This window comes from Streptomyces sp. NPDC051963, assembly GCF_044593495.1.
Lineage (GTDB): Bacteria > Actinomycetota > Actinomycetes > Streptomycetales > Streptomycetaceae > Streptomyces.
This window is the reverse complement of sequence record NZ_JBIUCC010000005.1, coordinates 535,708-559,625: the sequence shown is the minus strand read 5'-3', so window position 1 is coordinate 559,625 and position 23,918 is coordinate 535,708. Positions and strand designations below refer to the sequence as shown.

The 23,918-nt window shown below is 70.7% G+C and carries 21 protein-coding genes and 1 pseudogene; 5 read left to right on the top strand and 17 right to left on the bottom strand.

Going from position 1 to position 23,918, the window contains the following annotated elements; genetic code table 11:
• Positions 1-6: 6 nt before the first annotated feature.
• A pseudogene (locus ACIHFB_RS23290) lies at positions 7-693 on the top strand (helix-turn-helix transcriptional regulator); the annotation flags it as partial.
• A gap of 195 nt (positions 694-888) precedes the next feature.
• On the opposite strand, the gene ACIHFB_RS23285 reads toward ACIHFB_RS23290, so the two are convergent.
• Positions 889-2,172 (bottom strand): adenylosuccinate synthase, encoded by a 1,284-nt coding sequence (locus ACIHFB_RS23285; protein WP_365272632.1) that lies wholly within the window; start codon positions 2,170-2,172, stop codon positions 889-891.
• A gap of 186 nt (positions 2,173-2,358) precedes the next feature.
• Between ACIHFB_RS23285 and ACIHFB_RS23280 the strand changes: the two genes are divergently transcribed.
• The gene (locus ACIHFB_RS23280; protein WP_400127783.1) at positions 2,359-3,219 is read left to right on the top strand and encodes a diacylglycerol kinase family protein; all 861 of its coding nucleotides are present in this window, start codon (positions 2,359-2,361) and stop codon (positions 3,217-3,219) included.
• Between the two features lie 7 nt (positions 3,220-3,226).
• On the opposite strand, the gene eutC is transcribed toward ACIHFB_RS23280, so the two are convergent.
• Together eutC and ACIHFB_RS23270 are read right to left on the bottom strand one after the other, a co-directional pair.
• A complete protein-coding gene (gene eutC, locus ACIHFB_RS23275; protein WP_400127782.1) occupies positions 3,227-3,982 on the bottom strand; it encodes an ethanolamine ammonia-lyase subunit EutC in 756 nt (251 codons plus the stop codon).
• On the bottom strand, positions 3,979-5,373 hold the full coding sequence (locus ACIHFB_RS23270; protein ID WP_400127781.1) for an ethanolamine ammonia-lyase subunit EutB: 1,395 nt from the start codon (positions 5,371-5,373) through the stop codon (positions 3,979-3,981). Before ACIHFB_RS23270 ends, eutC begins: the two co-directional genes overlap by 4 nt.
• A gap of 150 nt (positions 5,374-5,523) precedes the next feature.
• On the opposite strand from ACIHFB_RS23270, the gene ACIHFB_RS23265 reads away from it, so the two are divergent.
• Entirely contained in the window at positions 5,524-7,032 is a 1,509-nt protein-coding gene (locus ACIHFB_RS23265; RefSeq protein WP_400127780.1) for an APC family permease, read from the top strand.
• A 3-nt stretch (positions 7,033-7,035) separates the two neighbouring features.
• Here the strand turns inward: ACIHFB_RS23265 and ACIHFB_RS23260 are convergent, their stop codons facing one another.
• Positions 7,036-7,530, bottom strand: a complete 495-nt coding sequence (locus ACIHFB_RS23260) for a MarR family transcriptional regulator (RefSeq protein WP_365272618.1) — start codon at positions 7,528-7,530, stop codon at positions 7,036-7,038.
• A 74-nt stretch (positions 7,531-7,604) separates the two neighbouring features.
• Here ACIHFB_RS23260 and ACIHFB_RS23255 point away from each other — a divergent pair, with 74 nt between their 5' ends.
• Together ACIHFB_RS23255 and ACIHFB_RS23250 are read left to right on the top strand one after the other, a co-directional pair.
• Positions 7,605-8,501 (top strand): ATP-binding cassette domain-containing protein, encoded by an 897-nt coding sequence (locus tag ACIHFB_RS23255; RefSeq protein WP_400127779.1) that lies wholly within the window; start codon positions 7,605-7,607, stop codon positions 8,499-8,501.
• Complete coding sequence (locus tag ACIHFB_RS23250) at positions 8,498-10,102, top strand: ABC transporter permease (protein WP_400127778.1); 1,605 nt, start codon at positions 8,498-8,500, stop codon at positions 10,100-10,102. The genes ACIHFB_RS23255 and ACIHFB_RS23250 overlap by 4 nt, the downstream gene beginning before the upstream one ends.
• A gap of 10 nt (positions 10,103-10,112) precedes the next feature.
• Here the strand turns inward: ACIHFB_RS23250 and ACIHFB_RS23245 are convergent, their stop codons facing one another.
• The 13 genes from ACIHFB_RS23245 to ACIHFB_RS23185 form a co-directional block, all read right to left on the bottom strand.
• A complete protein-coding gene (locus tag ACIHFB_RS23245) occupies positions 10,113-10,715 on the bottom strand; it encodes a Uma2 family endonuclease (protein WP_400127777.1) in 603 nt (200 codons plus the stop codon).
• Between the two features lie 88 nt (positions 10,716-10,803).
• On the bottom strand, positions 10,804-12,009 hold the full coding sequence (locus tag ACIHFB_RS23240; RefSeq protein ID WP_400127776.1) for a cytochrome P450: 1,206 nt from the start codon (positions 12,007-12,009) through the stop codon (positions 10,804-10,806).
• Positions 12,010-12,035: 26 nt separating this feature from the next.
• Positions 12,036-12,479, bottom strand: coding sequence for a VOC family protein (locus ACIHFB_RS23235; RefSeq protein ID WP_400127774.1), 444 nt, complete (start codon positions 12,477-12,479; stop codon positions 12,036-12,038).
• 55 nt (positions 12,480-12,534) lie between these two features.
• Positions 12,535-13,200 carry a response regulator transcription factor gene (locus tag ACIHFB_RS23230; RefSeq protein ID WP_210585113.1) on the bottom strand — a complete coding sequence of 222 codons (666 nt, stop codon included), beginning with the start codon at positions 13,198-13,200 and terminating at the stop codon, positions 12,535-12,537.
• Complete coding sequence (locus ACIHFB_RS23225; RefSeq protein ID WP_365272600.1) at positions 13,197-14,537, bottom strand: histidine kinase; 1,341 nt, start codon at positions 14,535-14,537, stop codon at positions 13,197-13,199. The genes ACIHFB_RS23230 and ACIHFB_RS23225 overlap by 4 nt, the downstream gene beginning before the upstream one ends.
• A 112-nt stretch (positions 14,538-14,649) precedes the next feature.
• Positions 14,650-15,324, bottom strand: a complete 675-nt coding sequence (locus tag ACIHFB_RS23220) for a response regulator transcription factor (RefSeq protein ID WP_365272598.1) — start codon at positions 15,322-15,324, stop codon at positions 14,650-14,652.
• The gene (locus ACIHFB_RS23215; protein WP_400127877.1) at positions 15,321-16,682 is read right to left on the bottom strand and encodes a sensor histidine kinase; all 1,362 of its coding nucleotides are present in this window, start codon (positions 16,680-16,682) and stop codon (positions 15,321-15,323) included. Before ACIHFB_RS23215 ends, ACIHFB_RS23220 begins: the two co-directional genes overlap by 4 nt.
• Positions 16,683-16,775: 93 nt before the next feature.
• Positions 16,776-18,002 carry an acyltransferase gene (locus tag ACIHFB_RS23210; protein WP_365273415.1) on the bottom strand — a complete coding sequence of 409 codons (1,227 nt, stop codon included), beginning with the start codon at positions 18,000-18,002 and terminating at the stop codon, positions 16,776-16,778.
• Positions 18,003-18,054: 52 nt separating this feature from the next.
• Positions 18,055-19,236, bottom strand: a complete 1,182-nt coding sequence (locus tag ACIHFB_RS23205) for an alpha/beta hydrolase (RefSeq protein ID WP_400127773.1) — start codon at positions 19,234-19,236, stop codon at positions 18,055-18,057.
• Between the two features lie 165 nt (positions 19,237-19,401).
• Positions 19,402-20,337, bottom strand: a complete 936-nt coding sequence (locus ACIHFB_RS23200) for an alpha/beta hydrolase (protein WP_400127772.1) — start codon at positions 20,335-20,337, stop codon at positions 19,402-19,404.
• Between the two features lie 269 nt (positions 20,338-20,606).
• Positions 20,607-21,800: a kynureninase gene (kynU, locus tag ACIHFB_RS23195; RefSeq protein ID WP_400127771.1), complete on the bottom strand. Its 1,194-nt coding sequence runs from the start codon at positions 21,798-21,800 to the stop codon at positions 20,607-20,609.
• Complete coding sequence (locus ACIHFB_RS23190) at positions 21,793-22,632, bottom strand: tryptophan 2,3-dioxygenase family protein (RefSeq protein WP_365272590.1); 840 nt, start codon at positions 22,630-22,632, stop codon at positions 21,793-21,795. The genes kynU and ACIHFB_RS23190 overlap by 8 nt, the downstream gene beginning before the upstream one ends.
• 149 nt (positions 22,633-22,781) lie before the next feature.
• Positions 22,782-23,879: a magnesium and cobalt transport protein CorA gene (locus tag ACIHFB_RS23185; protein ID WP_365272587.1), complete on the bottom strand. Its 1,098-nt coding sequence runs from the start codon at positions 23,877-23,879 to the stop codon at positions 22,782-22,784.
• Between the last annotated feature and the right edge of the window lie 39 nt (positions 23,880-23,918).

Here is a 23,918-nt window from a genome sequence, read left to right as displayed (position 1 = left end):
CCGGGGGTGACCGCATTGGCGCGGGCGGAGAACAAGACGGAAGCAGGCGGTACGGCCCATATGGTCGCCGCCCTGGCGAAAGCGCTTCGGGAGCAACGGGGGCTGTCGCAGCCGCAGTTGGGCGATCTGCTCGGGTACACGGCATCGGCGGTCAGCGCGATGGAGACGTGTGCGCAGCCGGCGAGCGATCAGATGCTGGTGAAGTTGGAGGAGGTGATCGGGGGTGGGTTGGGCGTCTTCGAGAAAGCTCGCAAGTGGATGCTGCTGGAGAAGTACCCGGCGCGCTTCCGCGGGTTCTCGGAGCTGGAGGCCGGGGCGATCACGCTCTGCTCGTACGAGACGCTGGTCGTCGACGGTCTGTTCCAGACCGAGGACTACGCGCGGGCGCTGATCGGCGGCAGCTATCCGCCGGTGTCCGAGCAGAAGCGCGAGGAACTGGTCGAGGCGCGGCTGGCCCGCAGGGCGCTGTTCGACCGGGATCCGGCCCCGTTGATCGAGCTGATCCTCGAAGAGAGCGTGCTGCGGCGGCCGTTCGGCAGCTGGGAGATTCTGCGCGGGCAACTGCGCTCGCTCGGCGAGGACGCCCGGAGGGACAATGTCTGTGTGCAGGTGCTGCCCCTGGACCGTGGGGTGCGCGGGACGTACGCGGGCGACCGCGGCGCCATGAAGCTCGTGGAGACCGATGACCACCAGGAGAAGCTCTCGTAGGACCAGTTGGGTCGGAAGATCGGCCACACGGCATCGGCGATCAGTCCGATGGTTGGGACGGCCACGCCGCCACGAGCGGCTACCCGTTTCTCGGAGGAGTGACGGGCTCGGTATCCGAAAGTCCCCGGCCGGGCAGAGCCGACCGGGGACAGGGCAAGGCACGCGGGACTGACAGCCGTACTAGAGGAACGAGTTGATCTCGATCGTCTCGTCCCGGCCCGGGCCCACGCCGATCGCGGAGATCGGGGCGCCGGACATCTCCTCCAGGGCCTTGACGTAGTCCTGCGCGTTCTTCGGCAGGTCGGCGAAGGTCTTGGCCTTCGAGATGTCCTCCGACCAGCCCGGCAGGGTTTCGTAGATGGGCTTCGCGTGGTGGAAGTCGGACTGGGAGTACGGGAGTTCCTCGACGCGCCGGCCGTCGATCTCGTAGGCGACGCAGACCGGGATCTGCTCCCAGCCGGTGAGGACGTCGAGCTTGGTGAGGAAGAAGTCCGTCAGGCCGTTGACCCGCGTCGCGTACCGGGCGATCACCGCGTCGAACCAGCCACAGCGGCGGTCCCGGCCGGTGGTGACACCGCGCTCGCCGCCGATGCGACGCAGGGCCTCGCCGTCCTCGTCGAAGAGCTCGGTCGGGAACGGACCCGCGCCCACACGCGTGGTGTACGCCTTCAGGATGCCGATGACGCGGCTGATCTTCGTCGGGCCCACGCCGGCGCCCGTGCAGGCGCCGCCCGCCGTCGGGTTCGACGACGTCACGAACGGATACGTGCCGTGGTCGATGTCCAGCAGCGTGCCCTGGCCGCCCTCGAAGAGGACGACCTTGTCGTCCTCCAGGGCCTGGTTGAGGACCAGGACCGTGTCGGCGACATACGGTTCGAGCCGGTCGGCGTAGGTCAGCAGCTCCTCGACCACCTGGTCGACGGCGATGGCACGCCGGTTGTAGAGCTTGGTGAGCATCTGGTTCTTGACGTCGAGGGCCGCCTCGACCTTCTGGGTGAGGATCGACTCGTCGTAGAGGTCCTGGACGCGGATGCCGACGCGGTTGATCTTGTCCGCGTAGGTCGGCCCGATGCCGCGGCCGGTCGTCCCGATCTTCCGCTTCCCGAGGAAGCGTTCCGTCACCTTGTCCACCGTCACGTTGTACGGCGTGATGATGTGAGCGTTTCCGCTGATCAGGAGCTTCGACGTGTCGACGCCGCGCTCGTTCAGCCCGTTCAGCTCGGAGAACAGGACCGACGGGTCGACGACGACACCGTTGCCGATGACCGGGGTGCACCCCGGGGACAGGATTCCGGAAGGGAGGAGGTGCAGGGCGTACTTCTGATCGCCCACGACTACCGTGTGGCCGGCGTTGTTGCCGCCTTGGTAGCGCACCACATAGTCGACGGAGCCGCCTAGCAGGTCCGTCGCCTTTCCCTTGCCTTCGTCACCCCACTGAGCACCGAGCAGCACAAGTGCGGGCACGCGCGTACACCCCTTCCGGGCGGGGCATGTCCAAGGTCAGGGGCGTACGCGACACTGCTGTGCCTCGTGCACCGGCGACCTTCGTTGGCCGCAACCCGTCGGACCGGATGCCCCGGAATAGACGAAGCCCCTGGCGCAATAGCGCAAGGGGCTCTTGCACAAAGATGCTACCCGAGGAAGCGAGGCATGACCGAGGTGGCGACTTCTCCGACGTCCGAACAGCTGCTGGTGGTGGTCGACCCGGTCGCCCGTCGGACGGACGGAGAGTCCGTACGGATCGCGAAAGACGTGCTCAGCGCGGGTGCCACGACGAAGGTCTGCCTCCCGGACGGTCCGGAGGAATTCGCCCGGGCGCTGGCCAGGCGGGGGTCGCGGCGCCCGGTCGTGGTCGGCGACGACCGTGCCCTGCTGCGGGCCGTGTCCCTGCTGCACCGCCAGCGGGACCTCGCCGCGTGTGCCCTGTCGGTGGTGCCGGTGGGCGGTGTGCTGTCGCTGGCCCGGTCCCTGGGGGTGCCCACGGGGGCGGTGGCGGCCGCGCGGGCCGTACTGGACGGGGTGGAGCGGCGGCTGGATCTGCTCGTCGACGACAGCGACGGTCTGGTCCTCGGCACCCTGCGCATCCCACCTCTCCCCTTGCGTGAGCCTCCGGCGGGTGCGTCCGCCATCTCGTCCTCCGGGCATCCATGGCTGCGGACGTGCCAGTCGCTCGTACGGACGCTGGCGGCCCGGCCGGGACGGGTCGTGTCGTCGGGCCCCGTGCCCGGACCCTCACGGCTGCGCGTCGAGGTCGACGGCGTGACGCTGGTGGACCTGGACCAGCCGGTGGAGGCCGTGTCCGTCATGCCGTGCAGCGCGGGCACCGCGGAGGTGGAGGTACGACCGGCCTCGGTGGGCGCGGAGGCGTCCCCGCTGCGGGCGGTGGGACGGACGGTGACCGTCTCGGGGGCCGACTTCCGGTACCGGGCGGATGCGGTGGTGAGCGGGCCGGTACGGACTCGGACGTGGACGGTGCGCGAGGGGGCGTGGGGGCTCACGCTGCCGGGGTGAGCCCCGGCTACGCCGGCAGCACGTCCGACTCGTCCTTGAGCCCCACCCCCGTGGCCCCCAGCTCCCGCGCCCTCCCCATCAGCCCCGCCAGCTTCCCCGCCGCGCCCTCGTACGACAGCCCCAGCGGTGGCCGGATGTTGGACAGGCAGTTGCGATCGGCGTCGGTCGTCGCACCGGGCCTCGGCTGGTACGTCAGATACGCCCCCAGCGAGTCCGCCGCCGACATCCCCGGCCGCTCACCGATCAGCACGATCACCATGGCCGCTCCCACCGCCGCCGCGATGTCGTCACCCAGGGCCACCCGAGCCTGTTCGGCGAGGACGACCGGCGCGATCCGGAACGTGGGCACGCGCACCACCGTCTCCCGCACCACCGCCGCCGCGTGCTCGTGCACCGCCCGGCTGGACAGCCCGTCCGCGATCACGAACACCACGTCCCACTCACCCACCGGAAGGTGCGCCCGGTCCGTCGCGTCCAGCCGGCGGCCCAGGTCCGGGCGCTGGAGGTACGTGAGCCGGTCGGGGGCCGCGCTGCGCACCCATACCGTCGGCATGCCCGGCAACTGTGCCGCCACCGCCTCCGGGTCGAACGGCGAGTGCACCGCGTCCCGGGCCGCCGCGTGCGCGGACTGGAGTTCCAGACGGTGGCGGGTCGGCAGTCCGGAGCCCGACCGGCCGAGGCCGATCCGGGCCTGGGTGTGGCGTCGTAGCGCCGACCACAGGGCCAAGTCGCCCGTGACCGACTGGACTTGGCTGTCCGTCATGCCGCCAGCTCCCTTCCGATGGCCGTCAGCGGGTGTCCCGTACCGGACACGTCCCGGATCGCGCCCCGTTCGTCCAGCAGCCCGATCGACTCCAGCCACGCCTCGAACTCCGGTGCCGGGCGCAGTCCCAGCACCTCGCGCAGGTACAACGCGTCGTGGTACGAGGCCGATTGGTAGTTGAGCATGATGTCGTCGCCGCCGGGCGTGCAGATCACGAAGGACGCCCCGGCCACGCCGAGCATGGTGAGCATGGTCGCCACATCGTCGTCGTCCGCGTCCGCGTGGTTCGTGTAGCAGATGTCCAGGCCCATGGGCAGGCCGAGCAGCTTGCCGCAGAAGTGGTCCTCCAGGGCGGCGCGGAGGATCTGGCGGCCGTCGTACAGGTACTCGGGGCCGATGAAGCCGACGACCGTGTTCACCAGGAGCGGGGCGTAGCGGCGGGCGACCGCGTAGGCCCTCGCCTCGACCGTCTGCTGGTCCACGCCGTGGTGCGCGCCGGCGGAGAGGGCGCTGCCCTGGCCCGTCTCGAAGTACATGACGTTCCGGCCGACCGTGCCCCGGTTCAGTGCCCGCGCCGCCTCGTACGCCTCGTCCAGCAGGCCGAGTGTCACGCCGAAGGACGCGTTCGCCGCCTGTGTCCCCGCGATGGACTGGAAGACCAGGTCGACCGGGGCGCCGCGCTCCATCAGGTCCACGCTGGTGGTGACGTGGCACAGCACGCACGACTGGGTGGGGATGGCGTGGCGGCCGATCACTCCGTCCAGGAGTTCCAGCAGGTCCCGTACCGCCTTGGGGCTGTCCGTCGCCGGGTTGATGCCGATCACCGCGTCGCCGGAGCCGAGCAGCAGGCCGTCGAGGAGGGCGGCGGCGACACCGGCCGGATCGTCGGTGGGGTGGTTGGGCTGGAGGCGGGTCGCCAGGCGTCCCGGCAGTCCGATCGTCGACCGGAACGCCGTCACCACCCGCACCTTCCGCGCCACCGCGACCAGGTCGGCGTTCCCCATGAGCTTGGACACGGCCGCGGCCATCTCCGGCGTCAGCCCGGGCGCCAGCGCGGCCAGCGTCCCCGCGTCCGCCGCCTCCGACAGCAGCCACTCCCGGAACTCGCCGACCGTCAGGCCGGCCACCGGCGCGAAGGCGGCGGCATCGTGGCCGTCCATGATCAGCCGGGTCACGTCGTCGGTCTCGTACGGAATCACGGGCTCGACGAGAAACTCCGCGAGCGGCACCTCCGCCAGCGCCCAGCGCGCCGCCACCCGCTCCCGGGCACTGCGGGCGGCCAGCCCGGCGAGCCGGTCGCCGGAGCGTTCGGGGCTCGCGGCGGCGAGGAGGCGGGCGAGGGAGCCGAAGCGGTGGCGCTCGCCGCCGAGGGTGGAGGTGTAGGCGCTCATGGCGGTGACCGTACGAGCCGGGTGTTGCCGCGAGATTTCTAAAGGTCTGGTTGACAAGCATTTAACATCCCGACATCCTTGCCCGACTCATTCGAGGCGCAGAGTTCCGGTCCAGCACACCAGCCGACCAGCAGGAGAGGGGCCAGCCCGATGGCAGTGGACGAGGGAGTCGCCCCAGCGGCGAAGACAGGCGACGAAGGCACCGTTCACCGGTTGAAGCCCAACGCCATCGGCCTGCTCGGCGTGGTCTTCATGGCCGTCGCGACCGCCGCGCCGATCACCGCGATGACGGGCAACGTGCCCTTCATCGTGTCGTCGGGCAACGGCATCGGCGCCCCGGCGAGCTACCTCGTCGCAATGGTCGTACTGGCAATCTTTTCCGTCGGCTTCACGTCGATGGCGAAGCACATCACGTCCACGGGCGCGTTCTACGGCTTCATCTCGTACGGCCTCGGACGCTCCGTCGGTCTGGCGTCGGGCCTGCTCGCCACGTTCGCGTACGTCGTCTTCGAACCGGCGCTGATCGGCATCTTCTCGACCTTCGCGACGGACACACTCAAGGACCAGACGGGAGCGGACATCCCTTGGTGGGCGTTCGCGGTCCTGATGCTCGCCATCAACGCGACCGGCACCTGGTTCGGCGTCTCGCTCGCGGAGAAGCTGCTCGTCGTCCTCCTGGCCACCGAGGTGACGATCCTCGCGGCCATGGCGATCTCGGTCGCCCTGCACGGCGGCGGCCCGGACGGCTTCACGTTCGGCCCGGTCAACCCGGTCAACGCCTTCCAGGGGACCAGCGCCGGACTCGGCCTCTTCTTCGCCTTCTGGTCGTGGGTCGGCTTCGAGTCGACGGCGATGTACGGCGAGGAGTCCCGCAACCCCAAGAAGATCATCCCCAAGGCGACGATGATCTCCGTCCTGGGCGTCGGCGTCTTCTACGTCTTCGTCTCCTGGATGGCCATCACGGGCAACGGCGAGGCGAACGCCGTCAAGGTCGCCACCGACAACCCGCTGGCCCTCTTCTTCAACCCCACCGAGCAGTACGTCGGCCACTGGGCGGTCGTCGTCATGCAGTGGCTGATGATCACCGGGTCCCTGGCCTGCGGCATGGCCTTCCACAACTGCGCCGCCCGCTACATGTACGCGCTCGGCCGCGAGGGCGTCCTGCCGTCGCTGAAGAACACCATCGGCCGCACCCACGCCCGGCACGGCTCCCCGCACATCGCGGGCGTCGTCCAGACCGTGGTCAGCGGGGTGCTGCTCGCCGCCTTCTGGATCGCGGGCAAGGACCCCTACACCGGCACGTACGTCCTGCTCGCCATCCTCGGCACCATGGCGATCCTGGTCGTCCAGGCCGTGTGCTCCTTCGCGGTGCTGGCGTACTTCCGCTCGCACCACCCCGAGAGCCGCCACTGGTTCCGGACGTTCACCGCCCCGCTCGTCGGCGGCCTCGCGATGCTCGCCGTGGTGGTGCTGCTCGTCTCCAACATGGGCGTGGCGGCCGGGCCCGAGTCCGGGTCGCTGGTGCTGAAGGCGACGCCGTGGCTGGTCGCGCTGATCGCGGTGGGAGGCATCGGGTACGCGCAATATCTCAAGAAGCTCTCGCCGGAGCGCTACCGACTGCTCGGGCGGACGGTGCTGGAGGAGACCAAGGAGCGGTAACCCCTAGTCGCCGAACACCTGTTGGCGGTGCACCCGCCAGCGCTCCATCATGGCCGAGATCTCGCCGTCGAGGAACTCGAAGAAGGCGAGCGTCTCGGCCATGCGCTGTCCGGCCGGTGTCTCGGCGCCGAGGCTGGTGACGCCTTCCCGCAGGGCCGCCTCCCACCTCTTGAGGACGGCCTCACGGCTGGTCAGGGCCTCGTACCACTGGTCGCCCTGCACCCGGTAGCGCTCGCGGCGCGAGCCTGGTTCCCGTTCGCGCGACACCATGTGCGTCTGTGCCAGGTAGCGCACGGCCCCGGAGACCGCCGCAGGGCTGATCTGCAACCGTTCGCCCAGCTGTGCGGAGGTCAGCGCGCCCTCGTCCGAGGAGAGGAGCGCGGTGAAGACCCGGGCGGGCATTCGCGGCATTCCCGCCTCGACGAGATGTGCCGCGAAGGACTCCACGAACTTCGACACCGCTTCCGCGTCCCGGCCGACCTCCACTGATTCCGTCATACCCACATCCTATCCGGGGGTTTATAGGCTTCCTTAACTTCACAAATTTCTGAAAGAAGCGTACGTTCTGAACCATGACGAAGGCAATCACCGTCTCCGGACTCCACAAGTCGTTCGGCAAGACGCATGCGCTCGACGGTCTCGACCTGGACGTCGCGGCCGGTGAGGTCCACGGCTTCCTCGGCCCGAACGGCGCCGGAAAGTCCACCACCATCCGCGTCCTGCTCGGCCTGCTGCACGCCGACGCCGGTGCCGCGCAGGTGCTCGGCCGTGATCCGTGGACGGACGCGGTGGAGGTGCACCGCCGGATCGCGTACGTCCCCGGCGATGTGACCCTCTGGCGCAATCTCTCCGGCGGTGAGGTCATCGACCTGTACGGCAAGCTCCGCGGCGGCCTCGACAAGCAGCGGCGGGCCGACCTGATCGAGCGGTTCGAACTGGATCCGACGAAGAAGGGACGGACGTACTCGAAGGGCAACCGGCAGAAGGTCGCCCTGGTCGCCGCCTTCGCCTCGGACGTCGACCTGCTGATCCTGGACGAGCCGACGTCCGGCCTGGACCCGCTGATGGAGGAGGTCTTCCAGCGGTGTGTGGAGGAGGAGCGGGACAAGGGCCGCACCATCCTGCTGTCCTCGCACATCCTCAGCGAGGTCGAGGAACTCTGCGACCGGGTGAGCATCATCCGCAAGGGCCGCACGGTCGAGACCGGCTCCCTCGCCGACCTGCGCCATCTGACCCGCACCAGCGTCACCGCCGAACTCGTGGGTGCGCCCAACGGGTTGGCCCAACTGCCGGGCGTGCACGACCTCGACGTCCAGGACCGGCGCGTCCGGCTCCAGGTCGACACCGACAAACTCGACGCCGTACTGCGGGCGCTCAGCGAGTCGGGCGTACGGTCGCTGACCTCGACGCCACCGACGCTGGAGGAGCTGTTCCTGCGCCACTACCAGGACGAGGCGGTGGCCCGATGACCGCCGCGACGTTCGAGGTACGACCCGGGGGCTCGCGTCAACTGGCGGGCACCGGGACCCTGTTGAGGTTCTCCCTGCGCCGTGACCGGCTGATGATCCCGGTCTGGGTGGCCGTGAACGCACTCATGATCCTCTCCATGCCGGGCACGGTGGAGGGCCTGTACTCCACCCCGGCCGACCGCGCCAAGCTGATCGAGGACACCGCGGGCAACGCCTCGTTCCGCGCGCTGATCGGCCCGCTCTTCGACGACTCGATCGGCGCGATCACGGCCTGGCGAGTCGGTGTGTACGCCGGTGCGCTGGCGGCCGTCGTCAGCCTGCTGCTCGTCGTACGGCACACCCGGGACGAGGAGGAGAGCGGCCGTCAGGAGCTGGTGGCGTCCGGGATGGTGGGCCGCCGGGCCTCCCTGACGGCTGCGCTGCTGACCGCGGTGGTCGCCAACGCCGCACTGGCCCTCCTGGTCACGGTCGGACTCGCGGGGCAGGGCGTCTCCGGGGCGCTGGCCTTCGGGCTGGGCCTGGCCGGGGTCGGCATGGTCTTCGCCACGATGGCGGCGATCGTCGCCCAGTTCACGGAGAGCGCCCGGCTGGCGCGGGGGCTCACGGCGGGGCTGCTGGGCGCCGCGTTCGTGCTGCGCGCGGCGGGCGACTCGGCTTCGGACGACGGTTCGTCGGCACTGACATGGGTGTCCCCGCTCGGCTGGCTGGAGAACCTGCGGCCCTTCGCCGAGGAACGCTGGTGGGTGCTGCTGCTGTTCGTGGCGGCGGTGGCGGTACAGGCTTTCGTCGCCTACGAGTTGGCCGGACGCCGGGACGTGGGCATGAGCTTCCTGCCCGCCCGTCCGGGACCGGCCGAGGGCCGCCTCGGCACGGCGGGCGCACTGGCCTGGCGGCTGCAACGCGGCGGCGTGCTCGGCTGGAGCATCGGCTTCTTCCTCGCCGGCATCGTCTACGGCGGACTCACCGACGGGGTGGCCGACCTGGTCGGCGACAACGAGAACGCCCGGGAGATCTTCGAGCGCATGGGCGGCCAGTCCGGCATCACCGACGCGTTCCTGGCCTCGATGGTCGGGATGCTGGGCCTGATCGCCTCGCTGTACGTCGTGGCGTCGGTGCTGCGGCTGCACGGCGAGGAGACCTCACAGCGGGCCGAACCGATCCTGGCGAACGCGGTCGGCCGACTCCGCTGGGCCGCCGGCCACCTCGTGATCGCCTTCGCCGGCTCCGCACTGATCATGCTGCTCGCCTGGCTGGGCTTCGCGATCGGCTACGGCAAGGAGATCGGCCCGCTCCTCGGGGCCTGTCTGGTGCAACTCCCGGCGATCTGGGTCATCGGCTCTCTCGCCGTCCTGCTCTACGGCGTCCTGCCGCAGGCCGCGATGGCTGCCTGGGGAGTGGCCGGGGCGGTCCTGCTGATCGGCTGGGTGGGCCCGGCCCTCGACGCCCCGCAGATCCTGCTGGACCTGTCTCCGTTCGGCCATCTGCCGAAGCTGCCGGGCGGGGGGATGGAGTGGGGGCCGGTGCTGGTGCTCGTCGCCATGGCGATGGTGCTGGCCGTCGCGGGACTGGCGGGACTGCGGCGACGTGACATGACGACGTGACTGTGGCGGCTCAGTCGACGTACTCCTTGAGCTTCTCGGTGTCGAGTTCGATTCCGAGGGGCTCGGGGAGCAGAAGTCTGTCGCCGAAGGGCACATTGCGAAGCTCGCGGTAGCCGACTTCGGGGTCCGGATCGCTGTACAGCTTGACTGTGCAGGCGTCACGGTCGATCAACAGATAGAAGGGGATACCCGCGGCACCGTATGCGACCGGCTTCTCCTGCCGGTCGCGCTGGTTTGTGTCGGAGTCGTACGACGTGACCTCAAGAACCAGAAGCACTCCGCTCGGATCGGCCCACTCGCCGTGCCCGGCAAAGTGCGCCTCTGGCACAAGAGTCGCATCAGGCCGGGCCCGGCCCTCGCGGTACTTCTCCACATGCAGGCCCCGGCTTTGATACAGATCGAGGTCGGGCCTCGCACGCATACACCGGCGCGCCAGCCACATCACGATGGTGTCGTGGTCCCCGTCCGCCACTTTCTTGACCCCGATCCGCCCGTTGATGAACTCGAACCTGACGGCGTCTTCGGTCTCCTTGGCAGCGAAGGCGGCGATCCTCTCGAACTCCTCCACGGACATCTGGGACGTCTGCAACGCGCGCTCTGCCATAACCGTCATGGTGCACCCCCTCTCAGGTTGTGGCCAGTGTGGCGAGGCTCCTGTGGATCACGGGCCGAGAGGCCTTCCTGATCATCCGAATGAGTTCTCAGGACACTGTCACGCTCACCCCCTCCAGACCCCGGATCACAAAGTTCGGCTTCCGCTCCGGCTCCGCCGCAAGCCGCAGCGTCGGGGCGCGGTCGAGGAGGGCCGTCATGGAGGCGGCCAGCTCGATACGGGCCAGCGGAGCCCCGATGCAGTAGTGGATGCCGGCGCTGAAGGAGATGTGCGGGTTGTCCTTGCGGGCGAGGTCGAGGCGCTCGGGGTTCCGGAACACCTCGGGGTCGTGGTTGGCGGAGCCGAAGAGCATGGCGATCTCGGCACCCCGGGGGATGGTGGTCCCGTCGATCTCGATCTCGTCCAGGACCCAGCGTTCGAAGAGTTGGAGCGGGGTGTCGTAGCGCATCAGCTCTTCGACGGCGGAGGGGACGAGGGAGTGGTCCGCGCGGAGGGCGGCCAGCTGGTCGGGGTTGCGGAAGAGGGCCCACCAGCCGTTCACGGTCGCGTTGACCGTGGCCTCGTGGCCGGCGTTCAGGAGGAGGACGGCGGTGGAGATCATCTCCTGCTCCGTGAGCCGGTCGCCCTCGTCGTGCGCCTCGATCAGGCCGGAGATGAGGTCGTCGCCGGGCTCCTTGCGGCGCTCGGCGATCAGCTCGTGGAGGTAGTCGGAGAACTCGACCGAGGCCCGCACCGCCTTCGTCGCCGTCTCCTGCGACGGATTCAGTTCGTACATCCCGCAGATGTCCGCCGACCAGGGGCGGAGAGGGGCCCGGTCGGACTCCGGGATGCCCAGCATCTCGGCGATGACGGCGACGGGGAGCGGTTCCGCGACATCGGCGAGCAGATCGCCGCCGCCCCGCTCCACCAGCCCGTCGACCAGTTCCCCGGCCAGCCTGGCCACATACGGCTTGAGCTGCTCCACCGTGCGCGGCGTGAACGCCTTCGACACCAGGCGCCGGATACGGGTGTGGTCCGGCGGCTCCAGGTCGAGCATCCCGTGGTCGTTGAGCGTGTGGAACGGCTCGTGTTCGGCCGGGGGCGCCGTCCGTCCGAAGTCCTCGTGCGTGAAGCGGTGCTGGTAGGTCCGCCCCAGCCGGCGGTCCCTGAGCAGCGCCGAGACATCGGCGTGATGCGGGACGAGCCACTGGTTCGTGGGCTCGTAGTAGTGCACCCGGCCCTTGGCTCGGAGCTCGCCGTAGGCGGGGTAGGGGTCGGCGAGGAACGCCGGGTCCCAGGGATCGAAGGCTGCCATGAACGGACGCTAGCCCGGCAGACCCCTCACTGACCAGGGCCGAAATCGGGGAGCGTGACCGTGCCGTCCTCGGCGAGCGGGAACCCCGGGTTGTGCGCGACCTCCCAGGCGTGGCCGTCCGGGTCGGTGAACGCGCTGGAGTAGAAGCCGATCTCGTTCACCGCGGCGGGCTTGGTGACGGTACCGCCGGCGGCCTCAGCGGCGGCGAGGAGGTCATCGACCTCCGCCTCGGACCGCACGTTGTGCGCAAGCGCGATCCCGCCGAAACCGCCCGCCGCCCCGGCCCCGGGCTCCAGCCCGCAGTCCCGCGCGAGCTTCTCCCGCCCCCACAGCACCAGCCCCAGCCCACCCGCCTGGAAGAACACGGTCTCCGCGACCTCCTGCCCCCGCCAGCCCAGAGCCTCGTAGAAGGCCTTGGCCCGCGCGAGATCGGAAACGCCGAGCGTGATCAGAGTGACTCGCTGTTCCATGCCCTCACGGTACGTCCGCCTCCCGGGCACGGCCCAGCCAAGCCGTCCGCCCGCCTCACCCCGGCGTCACCAGCCGCGCCTCATACGCGAACACCGCCGCCTGCGTCCGGTCCCTCAGTCCCAGTTTCACCAGGATGCGGCTGACGTGGGTCTTGATCGTCGACTCGGCGACGACCAGGCGCTCCGCGATCTCCGCGTTCGACAGGCCCTGGGCGATCAGGACCAGGACCTCCGTCTCGCGTTCGGTCAGGTCGCCGTAGGCCGCCTGGGCGGAGGGCATGAGGCGGGGGGCCTCGGAGAGTTTCGAGAACTCGGTGATCAGGCGCTTGGTGACGGAGGGGGCGAGGAGGGCCTCGCCGGATGCCACCACCCGTACTCCGTCGGCGAGTTGGCGGGCCGAGGCGTCCTTCAGCAGGAAGCCCGAGGCTCCCGCGCGCAGCGCCTGGTACACGTACTCGTCGAGGTCGAACGTCGTCAGCACCAGCACCTTCGCCGCACCGTCCGCCGCGACGATCTCCCTGGTCGCCTCGATGCCGTTCAGCTCGGGCATGCGGATGTCCATCAGCACGACGTCCGGGGCGAGTTCACGGACCCGGTCCACGGCCTCCCGGCCGTTGACGGCCTCGCCGACGACCTCGATGTCCGGCATCGCGTTCAGCAGGACCGAGAAGCCCTCGCGGACCATCATCTGGTCGTCCGCGACCAGGACGCGGATCGTCATGCCTCACCTTCGATCACCGCGGAGACCGGCAGGAACACCGCCACCTCGTAGCCGCCGTCGTCGGTACGGGCCGCCGTCATCTCGCCGTTCAGCATCGAGACGCGCTCCCGCATGCCCGTGATGCCGTGTCCGGCGCCGGGTGAGGGCTTGACCAGGGCGGGGACGGGTGGCGGACCGTTGACGATGCGCAGGCCCAGGCCGCCCAGGACGTAGCCGATCTCCACGCCGGCGCTTGCGCCGGGTGCGTGTCTGAGGGTGTTGCTCAGGGCCTCCTGGACTATTCGGTACGCCGACAGCTCCACGCCCTGCGGGAGTTCACGCACCGCCCCGGTGACCGTCTTCTCCACGCTCAGGCCGGTGTCCCGCACGTTCGCCAGCAGGGCGTCGAGGTCGGCGAGGGTGGGCTGCGGGGCGTCCGGGGCTTCGTAGTCCTCGGCCCGGACGACGCCCAGGACTCGGCGGAGTTCGGTGAGGGCCGCCACCGCGTTCTCCCGGATGGTGGCGAAGGCTCGCTCCAGCTCCGGCGGCGGGTTCTCCACCCGGTAGGGGGCGGCCTCCGCCTGGATGGCGACGACCGACATGTGGTGGGCGACCACGTCGTGCAGCTCTCGGGCGATCGTCGTGCGCTCCTCCAGCAGCGTGCGCTTGGAGCGCTCGTGTGCCGTGACCGTCTGCTGGGCGGTCACCTCCTGCCGGGCCTCGCGGCGGATGTGCCAGACGGTGACGCCCAGCAGGAGCAGGGCGGTGAAGAACAGCATCGGTACGAGGTCCGAGCCGTTGTATCCGTATCCCCCGCCGCCGATGCTCTCCGCCATCAGTCCGTACAGTGCGGTCAGCGCCCACATCCAGGCGGCCGTGCGAGGCCGGGTGCGCACCGCGACCACGTACAGCACCACCACATGGCAGATGTAGGTGGCGGGCTGCCACGGCCAGCCGTCCCCGCTGCTGCCGAGCACGGCGGCGACCGGGGTCACCGCCAGGGACAGCCAGAACGCACCGATCGGCCGGACCATGGTCAGCAGGACCGGAGCCAGCACGCACAGGCCGACAAGCAGGTTGGCGTCGGATGAGCCGACGAGCAGGGCCAGCAGCCCTGCCCCGGTGATCAGGGCGTGCGGCAGCCACGCCGCGGACTCCCGCATACGGCCGGGCAGTCGCCGGACGATCGGGCCGTCCACACCCCTGCGGGGCAGCGGCCGGTAGGCGAACGCCTCATGGAACAGGTCCTGCCGCAGCCCGCGCAGGGCGTCCACGGCCAGTCGGAACTCCGGGCTGCGCGGCTGATACGCATCGAACTCGCCGCCCGGCGGCGTCGGCGTCTGGGTCGTCTCGGTCACATACAAGACGGTAGAGGTCAACGGGGGTATCGGTCGTCACCAGCGAGAAGGGTTCTCCGGGATCCGTCTCAGGTACTACGGGTAGCCCCTGGAGCGGCTCAGGGACCGGCCTTCAGTACCCCGAGGGTCTGACCAGCCCCGACTCATAGGCGAACACCGCCGCCTGTGTCCGGTCCCGCAGCCCCAGCTTCACCAGGATGCGGCCCACGTGGGTCTTCACGGTCTGCTCGGCGACGACCAGGCGCTCGGCGATCTCCGCGTTCGACAGGCCCTGCGCGATCAGCGCCAGCACCTCCGTCTCGCGCTCGGTCAGATCGCCGACGCGTGACTTGAGCGGGGCGCGCGGCTTGTCGCCGAGGCGGGAGAACTCGGCGATCAGCCGCCGGGTGATGCCCGGCGCGAGCAGCGCGTCACCGTCGGCCACCACCCGGACCGCCTCGGCGAGCTTGTCCGCGGAGGCGTCCTTCAGCAGGAACCCGGACGCGCCGGCGCGCAGCGCCTCGTACACGTACTCGTCGAGGTCGAAGGTGGTGAGCACGAGCACCTTGATGTGCGGGGTCACGGCGATGATGCGGCGGGTGGCCTCGATGCCGCTCAGTTCGGGCATGCGGATGTCCATCAGCACGACGTCCGGGGCGAGTTCGGCGACCTTGGAGACCGCGTCCAGGCCGTCGACCGCCTGGCCGACCACCTCAATGTCGGGCTGGGTGTTGAGCAGCACGGTGAAGCCCTGCCGGACCATCTGCTGGTCGTCGGCGATCAGTACGCGGATGGTGCCGCTCGTCATGGATTCTCTTCTCCGGTCATGGGTCGGATTACGTCCGTCTCGAAGACGTCGGGGCCGAACACGGGCGTGATGGTGTCGGCCGGCTCGACGGGCCCTGTGTCGTCGGGGTCCGCGATGCCGTCTCGCGGGAGGAAGGCCGAGACCGAGAAGCCGCCCTGAAGGGTCGGGGTGGCGGTGAGGTGGCCGCCGAGCATCGCGGCGCGCTCCCGCATGCCGAGCAGTCCGTGGCCGGTGCCCGGCGAGGGCGGGACGGGGTGCTCCGGACGGGAGTTGATCACACCGAGGTACAGACCGCGGGGGAAGTGGGTGATCTCGACCCGCACACTGGAACCCGGCGCGTGCCGCAGGGCGTTGCTGAGCGCCTCCTGGATGATCCGGTACGCCGACAGCTCCACGCCCGGCGGATACGGGGGCGCCTGGCCCTTGATGTCGGTGACGACCGTCAGCCCCGCGGCCCGGGTGTTCTCGATCAGCGCGTCGAGACGGTCGAGCGTGGGCTGCGGGGCCTGCGGGGCGGAGCCGGTGCCCGGTTCGGCCAGGCCGTAGGGGTCGTCGGGGTTCTCGGAGCGCAGGACGCCCAGGACCCGGCGCAGTTCGGTGAGGGCGTCCAGGGCGTTCTGCCGGATGCCCGCGAGGTTCTCCTTCAGTTCGTCCGACGCGTTCTCGACCAGGTGCGGGGCGACCTGGGCCTGGATGGAGATCACCGACATGTGGTGGGCGACGACGTCGTGCAGTTCACGGGCGATACGGCTGCGCTCCTCCAGCACGGTGCGACGGGCCCGCTCCTCGGCGGTGATCGTCTCTTGTTCGACGAGCCGGCTGCGGGCCTCACTGCGGCCGCGCAGTGCGATGCCCACGAGGACGGCCACGGCGAAGACGGCCATCGCCACCACGCCCGTGCCCGAGTAGTTCTGGGCGTCGACGCCCACCTGAAGGACGAATGTCACCAGACCGGTCACTGCCAGCGCCGCGACCGCTCCGCGGGTGCGCACCCGCAGCGCGAGCAGGAGGAGTACGACGGCGTGGGCAATGAGCGCGGGTGGGCTCCACGGCCAGTCGGGGGCCGAGGGCGCGGCCCCTTCCAGGGCCGGGCGGGCGGTCAGGGCGGTGATGGCGGTGGCGGCGAGCGACAGGGCCCAGGCGGGGGTCGGGCGCCACAGGGCCAGGACGACTGCCGCCCCTTGCGCGAGGCCGGCCAGCCAACCCTGTCCCGTGGACAGGTCGTACTGGGTGCGGATCGTGCCGCTCCCGGCCAGAAAGATGCCCAGAGCGATGGAGAAGACGAGGAGATCCGTCAACCAGCGCAACCAGCGGTACCTGGACAGGTGGGGGGAGATTCGGGAGGGGGATGCGCCCAGGGCTTTGCCGAGACGGCGGAGCGGGGTGGGTACGGGTGAGTGCTTCGGCTCCTTCGCCGGGGGGCCGTTCTCCGCGCCGTTCACGGGTCAACCCTAGGCACGGTGGGAGGCCTTCGCTTGGGGGGTCCGGGGGTTGGCGTGGGATCGGATCACCCGGGAGGGGCGGGACTTGCGGCGGCCGGAGGACTGTTCGTAGGTCCGGAAGGCCGCCCAGCAGACCGTCAGGGCCAGGGCGAAGAGGGGAAGCCAGGCGCAGCGGTACGCCACCCAGGTCAGGTCGTCCGGGCGGGTGTGCAGGCCGGGGAGGTGGCCGGCCGTCAGGGCCGTGGCGGTGGTCGCCATCAGGGCCGTCTGATGCCAGAGGAAGATCGTCATCGCCGAGAGGTTGACCAGCGCCACGGCCGCCCAGGCGAGCGGCCGGCGCATCGTGCGGCGCAGCCGGTCGCGCAGCAGCAGCGCCAGGCCGCACTGGGCCAGGCCGAAGGTGACGGCGGCCAGGGTCGGCGGGTTGAGGTTCGAGACACCGGCTCCCGGCACGCCCACCATCGACGCCGGATAGCCCGCCCATGCGATGAGCACCGCGGTCGCCGCCGCACCGCCGGTGAGGAGGATCCAGCCGGCGCGGCGACGGTCCAGTTCGCCTCGGGTCCAGGCGGCGCCCAGGGTGAAGGGGACGAGCCAGCCCGCCGCCACGTTCACCCAGCCGAGCCAGGACGGGCCGCCCAGGCCGAAGCGCACCAGGTCCACATGGAGGACGACGGCCAGCGGCCAGAGCGGGTGGAGCCGCATCAGCAGGGGTGTGACCGCCGTCAGCGCCGCGAAGACCACCAGGAACCACAGGGGTGACAGGGCGAGCTTGACCAGGGTGCGGACCGTCTCGAACTCCGCGCCCGTCAGCAGCAGGGCGACCGCGGCCACCGTCCACAGGGTGAGGACGGCCGCCACCGGTTTGAACAGCCGGGACAGCCGGGCCGACAGCCACTGTCCGTAGGTCGTGCCGCGGGCGCGTGCCGAGGCGTAACCGCGGGTGGCCACATGGCCGCCCACCAGGAAGAACACGGCGAGCGTCTGGAAGGCCCAGGAGATCGGGGCCAGCCAGGGCATGTGCTGGAGCGGGCTTGCGGTGTGCAGCGTGCCGCCGTCCGCGACCAGGGCCGTCACCAGCCAGTGGCCGAGCACTATGCCGAGGATCGCGAAGGCGCGCAGGGCGTCGACCGCACGGTCCCGGTCAGCGGGGGTCGCGGCGTCGACGCGGGCGGCGCCCTCTCGTATGCGCTTCCCTATGTCGTGCCGGATGTCGTGCCGTATGTCCTTGCCCATGCCGTGCCGTAGGTCCTTCCGTTTGCGCTCCTCTGTGTCGCGCAGCCGCAGCTCACGCATGGGTCACCTCCGAGGTCTCGGCGAGGACGATCCGGGCCAGGTTGGCCAGGGAGGCCGAGCCCGGGGCGAAGTAGTCGCTGTGGCCGCCGTGGCCCGCCGCGAAGACACGGGCGCCGAAGGCCGGGGAGATCGGGTCGGTGCCGAACCCGACGGTGGTGCCGAACAGGTCGGTGCTGACGTGCGGAACGTTCGCCACCCAGTCGTCCGCGCCGCGTGCCGCCCAGACGCGGGCGCGCGTGCGCAGGTCGGCGGCGGTGTCGGCGCCCGTGCCCGGACTGCCTACGAGGACGATGTCGTCGACGTCCAGACCGGCGGCGGCCCGGGCGCAGACCACGGAGCCGTACGAGTGGCAGAGCAGGGAGACCTGTGCCTCGCGGCCGACGACACTGCGCATCTCCCGTATGAACTCCCGCAGCTCCGGGGCCGCTTGCTCGGCTCGGCCGGTCGTCGTGACCGTCGCGCTGATCGTGCCCGGCGTTTCGTAGCCGAGCCAGGCGACGACCGCGGTGCCGGTGCCCTTCGGGGACGCCCGCGCGAGTTGGTCCCGTAGCGCGAGGGCCGTCGCGCGGAAGCGGTCGTAGGTGTCGAGGGAGGTGTCCGAGCCCGGGACGAGGACCGCAATGTGGTCGGCGGTGGCCAGGTCGCCGAAGACCTCGACCGCCTCGCCCTCGCCACGGCCGTCGAAGGTGAGGAGTTGGCGGGAGGGGGCGGCGAAGGAGTCGTCCGCCGCGGCGCGACGGGTGTCCCCGTGTGCGGCGGCCATCCGGGACGCCTCCGCGGCGTTCGCCCGGTTGGCCGCGTACGCCTCGTCCAGCGTGGCCGCCGTCACCGGGGCGAGGGCCGCGGGCGGCGGCGCGGGGATCTCGGGTTGTGCGGCGGCGGAGAGGGGGAACACGACGGCGCCGGCGATGAGGGTGGCCAGGATGGTGCGAAGCCATCTGGGGGTGAGACGGGAAGGGGCGTGATCTGCCGTCGATCGGCTGCGGGTCCGTTGTGGCTGGTCGCGCCCCGCGGCGGAGCCGCATATGGATACAGCCCCGCGCTCCTTCGGGGCGCGGATGAACGGGGCGCCGCTGAACCGCAACGAACCTCGCCGGACCCGCTCAGGGCCGTCCGCCGATTCCCCCGCCGTACCCCGGCGACCCTCCGTCGTCGCCCTCGCGTCCAGCCCCATGGTCGTCTCCCCTTCCAGCTCCGCCCGGCCATCGGGCCTGTCCGGAAAGGAAGTTACGGATCAACGGACGTCGTCCGCGTCACGCCAGGGAGCTCACCTGCGCCGTAGCTCTCAGGTATTACGGGTATGAAGGGGGCCGGCAGTCACGACCGCGAACAGCCCCTGTCACCAGGCCAGTTGGGCGATCTCCTCCGCCACCACCGCGCACGCGTCCGCCGCCGGGTCGATCAGGGGAAAGTGGCCGACGTCCTCCAGGAGCGTCAGGCCCACCACCTCGCCCGCCTTCGCCGCCGCGTCCGCGTAGGACTCGGCCACCGCCTGCGGGACGTCGAGGTCCGTACGGCCCTGGACGAGGGTGGTGGCGATGCCGGTGGGCAGCAGGAGCGCCGGGTCGGCGTACGGCTGCCGCTCCGGGAACCTGTCGTCGCCGCCCAGGAGTTGACGTACCGCACCACCGCAGACATCGAGCTTCTCGGCGATCGCGAAGTCGGCGATCGGGGCGAGGGCGACCACTCCGCGCAGGGGGACGGGGCGTGCCGTTCGCCAGGGCGCGTCGTCCGGCAGGAGGTGGCGGGCGGCCGCCCACAGGGCCAGGTGACCGCCCGCGGAGTGGCCCGTGACCACCATGCGGCGCGGGTCGGCGTGCGGGAGGATCTCGCGTACGAGCGCGGGGAGCGCGTCGAGGGCGGCCGCCACGTCGTCGAAGGTGTCCGGCCAGCGACCGGCGACCGGGTTGGCCGCCCCACTCTCCTGCGCCCCGCTCGACTGCCCTCCGCTCGACTGCCCTCCGCTCGCCTGCCCTCCGCGCCGGTACTCGACGTTGGCCACCGCGAAGCCGCGCCGGGCCAGGTAGTCCGCGAACGGCGTCATGTGGCGGCGGTCGTACGGGGCTCGCCAGGCGCCGCCGTGCAGGACGACGACCAGCGGGGAGAGGGGGGCCGGGGGCGCCGAGGACGCCGGTTCGGGGGTGCGCGGGGCGTAGAAGTCGATCACCTGGTCGGGGTGGTCGCCGTAGGCCGCGGTGGCGTCGGGGTCGACGGGCGGGTGCGAGAAGGCCGACTCCTCTTCGGCGGCGGCTCGGGCTGCGGCGTCGTCCGGCATGCTCCAACCTCTCAGCAAGGAAACGGATTTGGCGGACCAGGAGAGAATTCGGCCGTTGGCGGGGACGGTATCAGGCCGGTGACGTGCGCGGACACGCGGATGTCACGCTCGGTGAGGGGGAACGGTTCTGCAGAGACGTGGCACCGGTAGACCGGAGCCCGGGTGTCCCCATGAGGGCGTTTTGTCCGCCGGTCACGGCACGGTACGCACCGAGACGCGTACCGTGCGTGCCGTCGCCCGCGGGCCCCTGAACCCGCCGCCCCGGTGCGTCACCCGGCCCCTGTGAGCGTCTCCCCCAGCACCCGCGCCGCCCGCTCCACATCCGCGAACCCGACGTACAGCGGCGTGAACCCGAACCGCAGCACATCCGGAGCCCGGAAGTCGCCGACGACGCCCCGCTCGATGAGCCGCTTCATGACGTCGCCGGCGTCCTCGCAGCGCAGCGCCACCTGGCTGCCCCGCTCCTGGTGCGCGCCCGGCGTCAGGGACTCGACCCTGCCCGGGGGGACGTATGCCGTCACGCACTCCAGGAAGAAGTCCGTCAGCGCGAGGGACTTGGCGCGGACCGACGCGATCGGGACACCGTCCCAGACCTCCAGCGCCGCCTCCAGCGCCAGCATCGAGAGGATGTCGGGCGTGCCGACCCGGCCCCGCAGCGCGCCCGCCGCCGGTTCGTACGCCGGCCGCATGCCGAAGGGCTCGACGTGCGAGTTCCAGCCGGGCAGCGGGGAGTCGAACCGGTCCTGGAGTTCACGGCGCACGTAGAGGTACGCCGGTGAACCCGGGCCGCCGTTCAGGTACTTGTACGTGCAGCCGACGGCCAGGTCGACCCCGTGCTCGTCGAGTCCCACCGGCAGGGCGCCCGCGCTGTGGCACAGGTCCCAGACCGACACGGCGCCGGCCGCGTGGACCGCGGACGTCAAGGACGGCAGGTCGTGCAGCCGGCCCGTCCGGTAGTCGACGTGGTTCAGCAGCACCGCCGCCGTACGGTCGGACAGCGTCCCCGGCACCTCCCCCGGCGCCACCGGCCGCAGCGTGCAGCCCGTCATCCGGGCGGCGGACTCGGCGATATAGCCGTCGGTGGGGAACGTCGTGGCGTCGACGACGATCTCGTCCCGACCGGAGCCGGCCATCCTGACGGCTGCCACAAGTGCCTTGAAAACATTGACACTTGTCGAGTCCCCGACGACGATCTGCCCCGCCGCCGCCCCGACCAGCGGAGCGATCAGATCGCCGATCCGCTCGGGCGCGGTCCACCAGCCGCTCTCGTCCCAGGAGCGGATCCGCAACTCGCCCCACTGCCGGCGGACGACGTCCTCGACCCGGCCGGGGACGTGCGCGGGCAGCGCGCCCAGCGAATTGCCGTCCAGGTACACGACGTCGTCGAGCACGAACCGCGAACGCACCCCGGCGAGTTCATCGGCCGCGTCCAGCTTCGCTGCCCGCATCGCCTGCTCAGACATGGGACCTCGCCGTCCACAGCTCGGGAAAGACGTTCTTCTGCGCGCGCTTCTCCAGCCAGGCGACCCCGGCGGAGCCGCCCGTGCCGGCCTTGGCGCCCATGGCCCGGCGGGTGGCGACCAGATGATCGTTGCGCCAGCGCCACACCAGCTCGGCGACATCGGTCAACGCCTCGCCCAGCCGGGCGACTTCACTGTCCGCATCGCCCGAGTAGACGGCCGTCCAGACCGCCTCCACCTCGGGCGACGGCTCGTACCGCAGCGCTACGTCACGCTGGAGGACGGACGGCGGGATCGCGTGCCCGCGCCGCGCGAGGAACCGCAGGACCTCGTCGTACAGGCTCGGCTCGTGCAGTGCCTTCTCCAGCTCGGCGTGGACACGGGGCGCGCCGCGGTGCGGGACCAGCATGGACGCGGACTTCTCGCCGAGCAGGAACTCCATGCGGCGGTACATGGCCGACTGGAAGCCGGAGCCCTCGCCGAGCGCGGAGCGATAGGAGTTGAACTGCGCCGGGGTGAGCTGTCCGAGGGGCTTCCAGGAGGCGTTCAGCGCCTGAAGCTCCCGTACCGAACGCTTCAGCGCGTCGACCGCGACCGGCACCCGGTCCTCGCGCAGGGCGAGCGCGGCGGTCTCCCATTCGTGGACGATGACGGTGAACCACAGCTCCATCACCTGGGTCGTGACCAGGAAGACCATCTCTCCGGGATCCTCGGAAAGGGTGTGCTGGAGGTGGGTGAGCACGTCCGCCTTGACGTAGTCCTCGTACGGCGTCGTACCTGCGAAGTCGAGATGCGGGGTCTCGGGCTCCTGGGTTTCGTGAGCCTCGTGGGACATCGCTGTCTCCTGTTGTGTACTCCGGGTAGCGGTCCGCCCCTGCCGATGCCGACACGGGGGCCCCGGTCCCCGCCGGGCATCCTCTTCGATGGTCCGACGAAAAGGCAAGGCCCGCCTGGTCACACCCGACGGGCCCCTGCGAGTACGGCTCAGAGCCAGCCGTTGCGCTTGAACCCGCGGTGGATGACGAAGCAGGCGACCGCGATGACACCGAGGACGAGCGGGTAGCCGAAGGTCCAGTGCAGTTCCGGCATGTGGTCGAAGTTCATGCCGTAGACGCCGCAGATCATGGTCGGTACGGCGACGATCGCGGCCCAGGCGGTGATCTTCCGCATGTCCTCGTTCTGGGCGACGGTCACCTGCGCGAGATGGGCCTGGAGGATGGAGTCGAGCAGGGCGTCGAAGGCGCTGATCTGCTCGCAGACGCGGGCGAGATGGTCGGCGACGTCCCGGAAGTACGCCTGTATCTGCTGGTCGACGGCGCGCATCGGCTCGAAGGCGAGCTTCGACAGGGGGCGGGTCAGCGGCACCACGGCCCGCTTCAGTTCCAGCAGCTCGCGCTTGAGCTGGTAGATACGGCCGGCGTCGGCGGAACGGGGGCTGCGCGGGGAGAAGACGTCGGTCTCGACCTGGTCGATGTCGTCCTGCACGGCGTCGGTGACGGTGAGGTAGTCGTCGACGACATGGTCGGCGATGGCGTGCAGCACCGTGGACGGGCCCTTGGCCAGCTGCCGCGGGTCGGCCTCGAGGTCCTCGCGCAGGGGGCCGAGGGAGCCGTGGCGGCCGTGGCGGACGGTGACGACGAAGTCGGGGCCGGCGAAGATCATGATCTCGCCGGTGTTCACGACCTCGCTGGTGGCGGTGAGCTGCTCGTGTTCGACGTACTCGACCGTCTTGAACACGGCGAACAGGACGTCTCCGTACTGCTCGATCTTGGGGCGCTGGTGGGCCTGGACCGCGCTCTCGACGGCCAGCGGGTGCAGTTCGAAGAGCTCGGCCACCCCCTCGAACTCCGTCTCCGTCGGCTCGTGCAGGCCCAGCCAGACGAACCCGTCCCTGTGCTTGCGGACCTGCCGTATCGCTTCGTCCACCGTGTCCGTGCCGGGCTGGCGGACGCCGTCGCGGTAGACGACGCAGTTGACCACCGCGGAGCCGAGCGGGGAGCGGGCCGGGTGGCTGAGGTCCACGCGTCGGCCGCCCCGCCGGGCCAGCCGGGCCACTCTGCGCAGGTTGCCCACCATCGACATACGGGACTCTCTTCCACCTGAGCTCGGACCGCTGGTTCC

Coding starts and splice junctions, on each gene's coding strand:
- ACIHFB_RS23280 (WP_400127783.1), top strand. CDS start 2,359: ATGACCGAGGTGGCGACTTCTCCGACGTCCGAACAGCTGCTGGTGGTG.
- eutC (WP_400127782.1), bottom strand. CDS start 3,982: ATGACGGACAGCCAAGTCCAGTCGGTCACGGGCGACTTGGCCCTGTGG.
- ACIHFB_RS23270 (WP_400127781.1), bottom strand. CDS start 5,373: ATGAGCGCCTACACCTCCACCCTCGGCGGCGAGCGCCACCGCTTCGGC.
- ACIHFB_RS23265 (WP_400127780.1), top strand. CDS start 5,524: ATGGCAGTGGACGAGGGAGTCGCCCCAGCGGCGAAGACAGGCGACGAA.
- ACIHFB_RS23260 (WP_365272618.1), bottom strand. CDS start 7,530: ATGACGGAATCAGTGGAGGTCGGCCGGGACGCGGAAGCGGTGTCGAAG.
- ACIHFB_RS23255 (WP_400127779.1), top strand. CDS start 7,605: ATGACGAAGGCAATCACCGTCTCCGGACTCCACAAGTCGTTCGGCAAG.
- ACIHFB_RS23250 (WP_400127778.1), top strand. CDS start 8,498: ATGACCGCCGCGACGTTCGAGGTACGACCCGGGGGCTCGCGTCAACTG.
- ACIHFB_RS23245 (WP_400127777.1), bottom strand. CDS start 10,715: ATGACGGTTATGGCAGAGCGCGCGTTGCAGACGTCCCAGATGTCCGTG.
- ACIHFB_RS23240 (WP_400127776.1), bottom strand. CDS start 12,009: ATGGCAGCCTTCGATCCCTGGGACCCGGCGTTCCTCGCCGACCCCTAC.
- ACIHFB_RS23235 (WP_400127774.1), bottom strand. CDS start 12,479: ATGGAACAGCGAGTCACTCTGATCACGCTCGGCGTTTCCGATCTCGCG.
- ACIHFB_RS23230 (WP_210585113.1), bottom strand. CDS start 13,200: ATGACGATCCGCGTCCTGGTCGCGGACGACCAGATGATGGTCCGCGAG.
- ACIHFB_RS23220 (WP_365272598.1), bottom strand. CDS start 15,324: ATGACGAGCGGCACCATCCGCGTACTGATCGCCGACGACCAGCAGATG.
- ACIHFB_RS23210 (WP_365273415.1), bottom strand. CDS start 18,002: ATGGGCAAGGACATACGGCACGACATCCGGCACGACATAGGGAAGCGC.
- ACIHFB_RS23205 (WP_400127773.1), bottom strand. CDS start 19,236: ATGGGGCTGGACGCGAGGGCGACGACGGAGGGTCGCCGGGGTACGGCG.
- ACIHFB_RS23200 (WP_400127772.1), bottom strand. CDS start 20,337: ATGCCGGACGACGCCGCAGCCCGAGCCGCCGCCGAAGAGGAGTCGGCC.
- kynU (WP_400127771.1), bottom strand. CDS start 21,800: ATGTCTGAGCAGGCGATGCGGGCAGCGAAGCTGGACGCGGCCGATGAA.
- ACIHFB_RS23190 (WP_365272590.1), bottom strand. CDS start 22,632: ATGTCCCACGAGGCTCACGAAACCCAGGAGCCCGAGACCCCGCATCTC.
- ACIHFB_RS23185 (WP_365272587.1), bottom strand. CDS start 23,879: ATGTCGATGGTGGGCAACCTGCGCAGAGTGGCCCGGCTGGCCCGGCGG.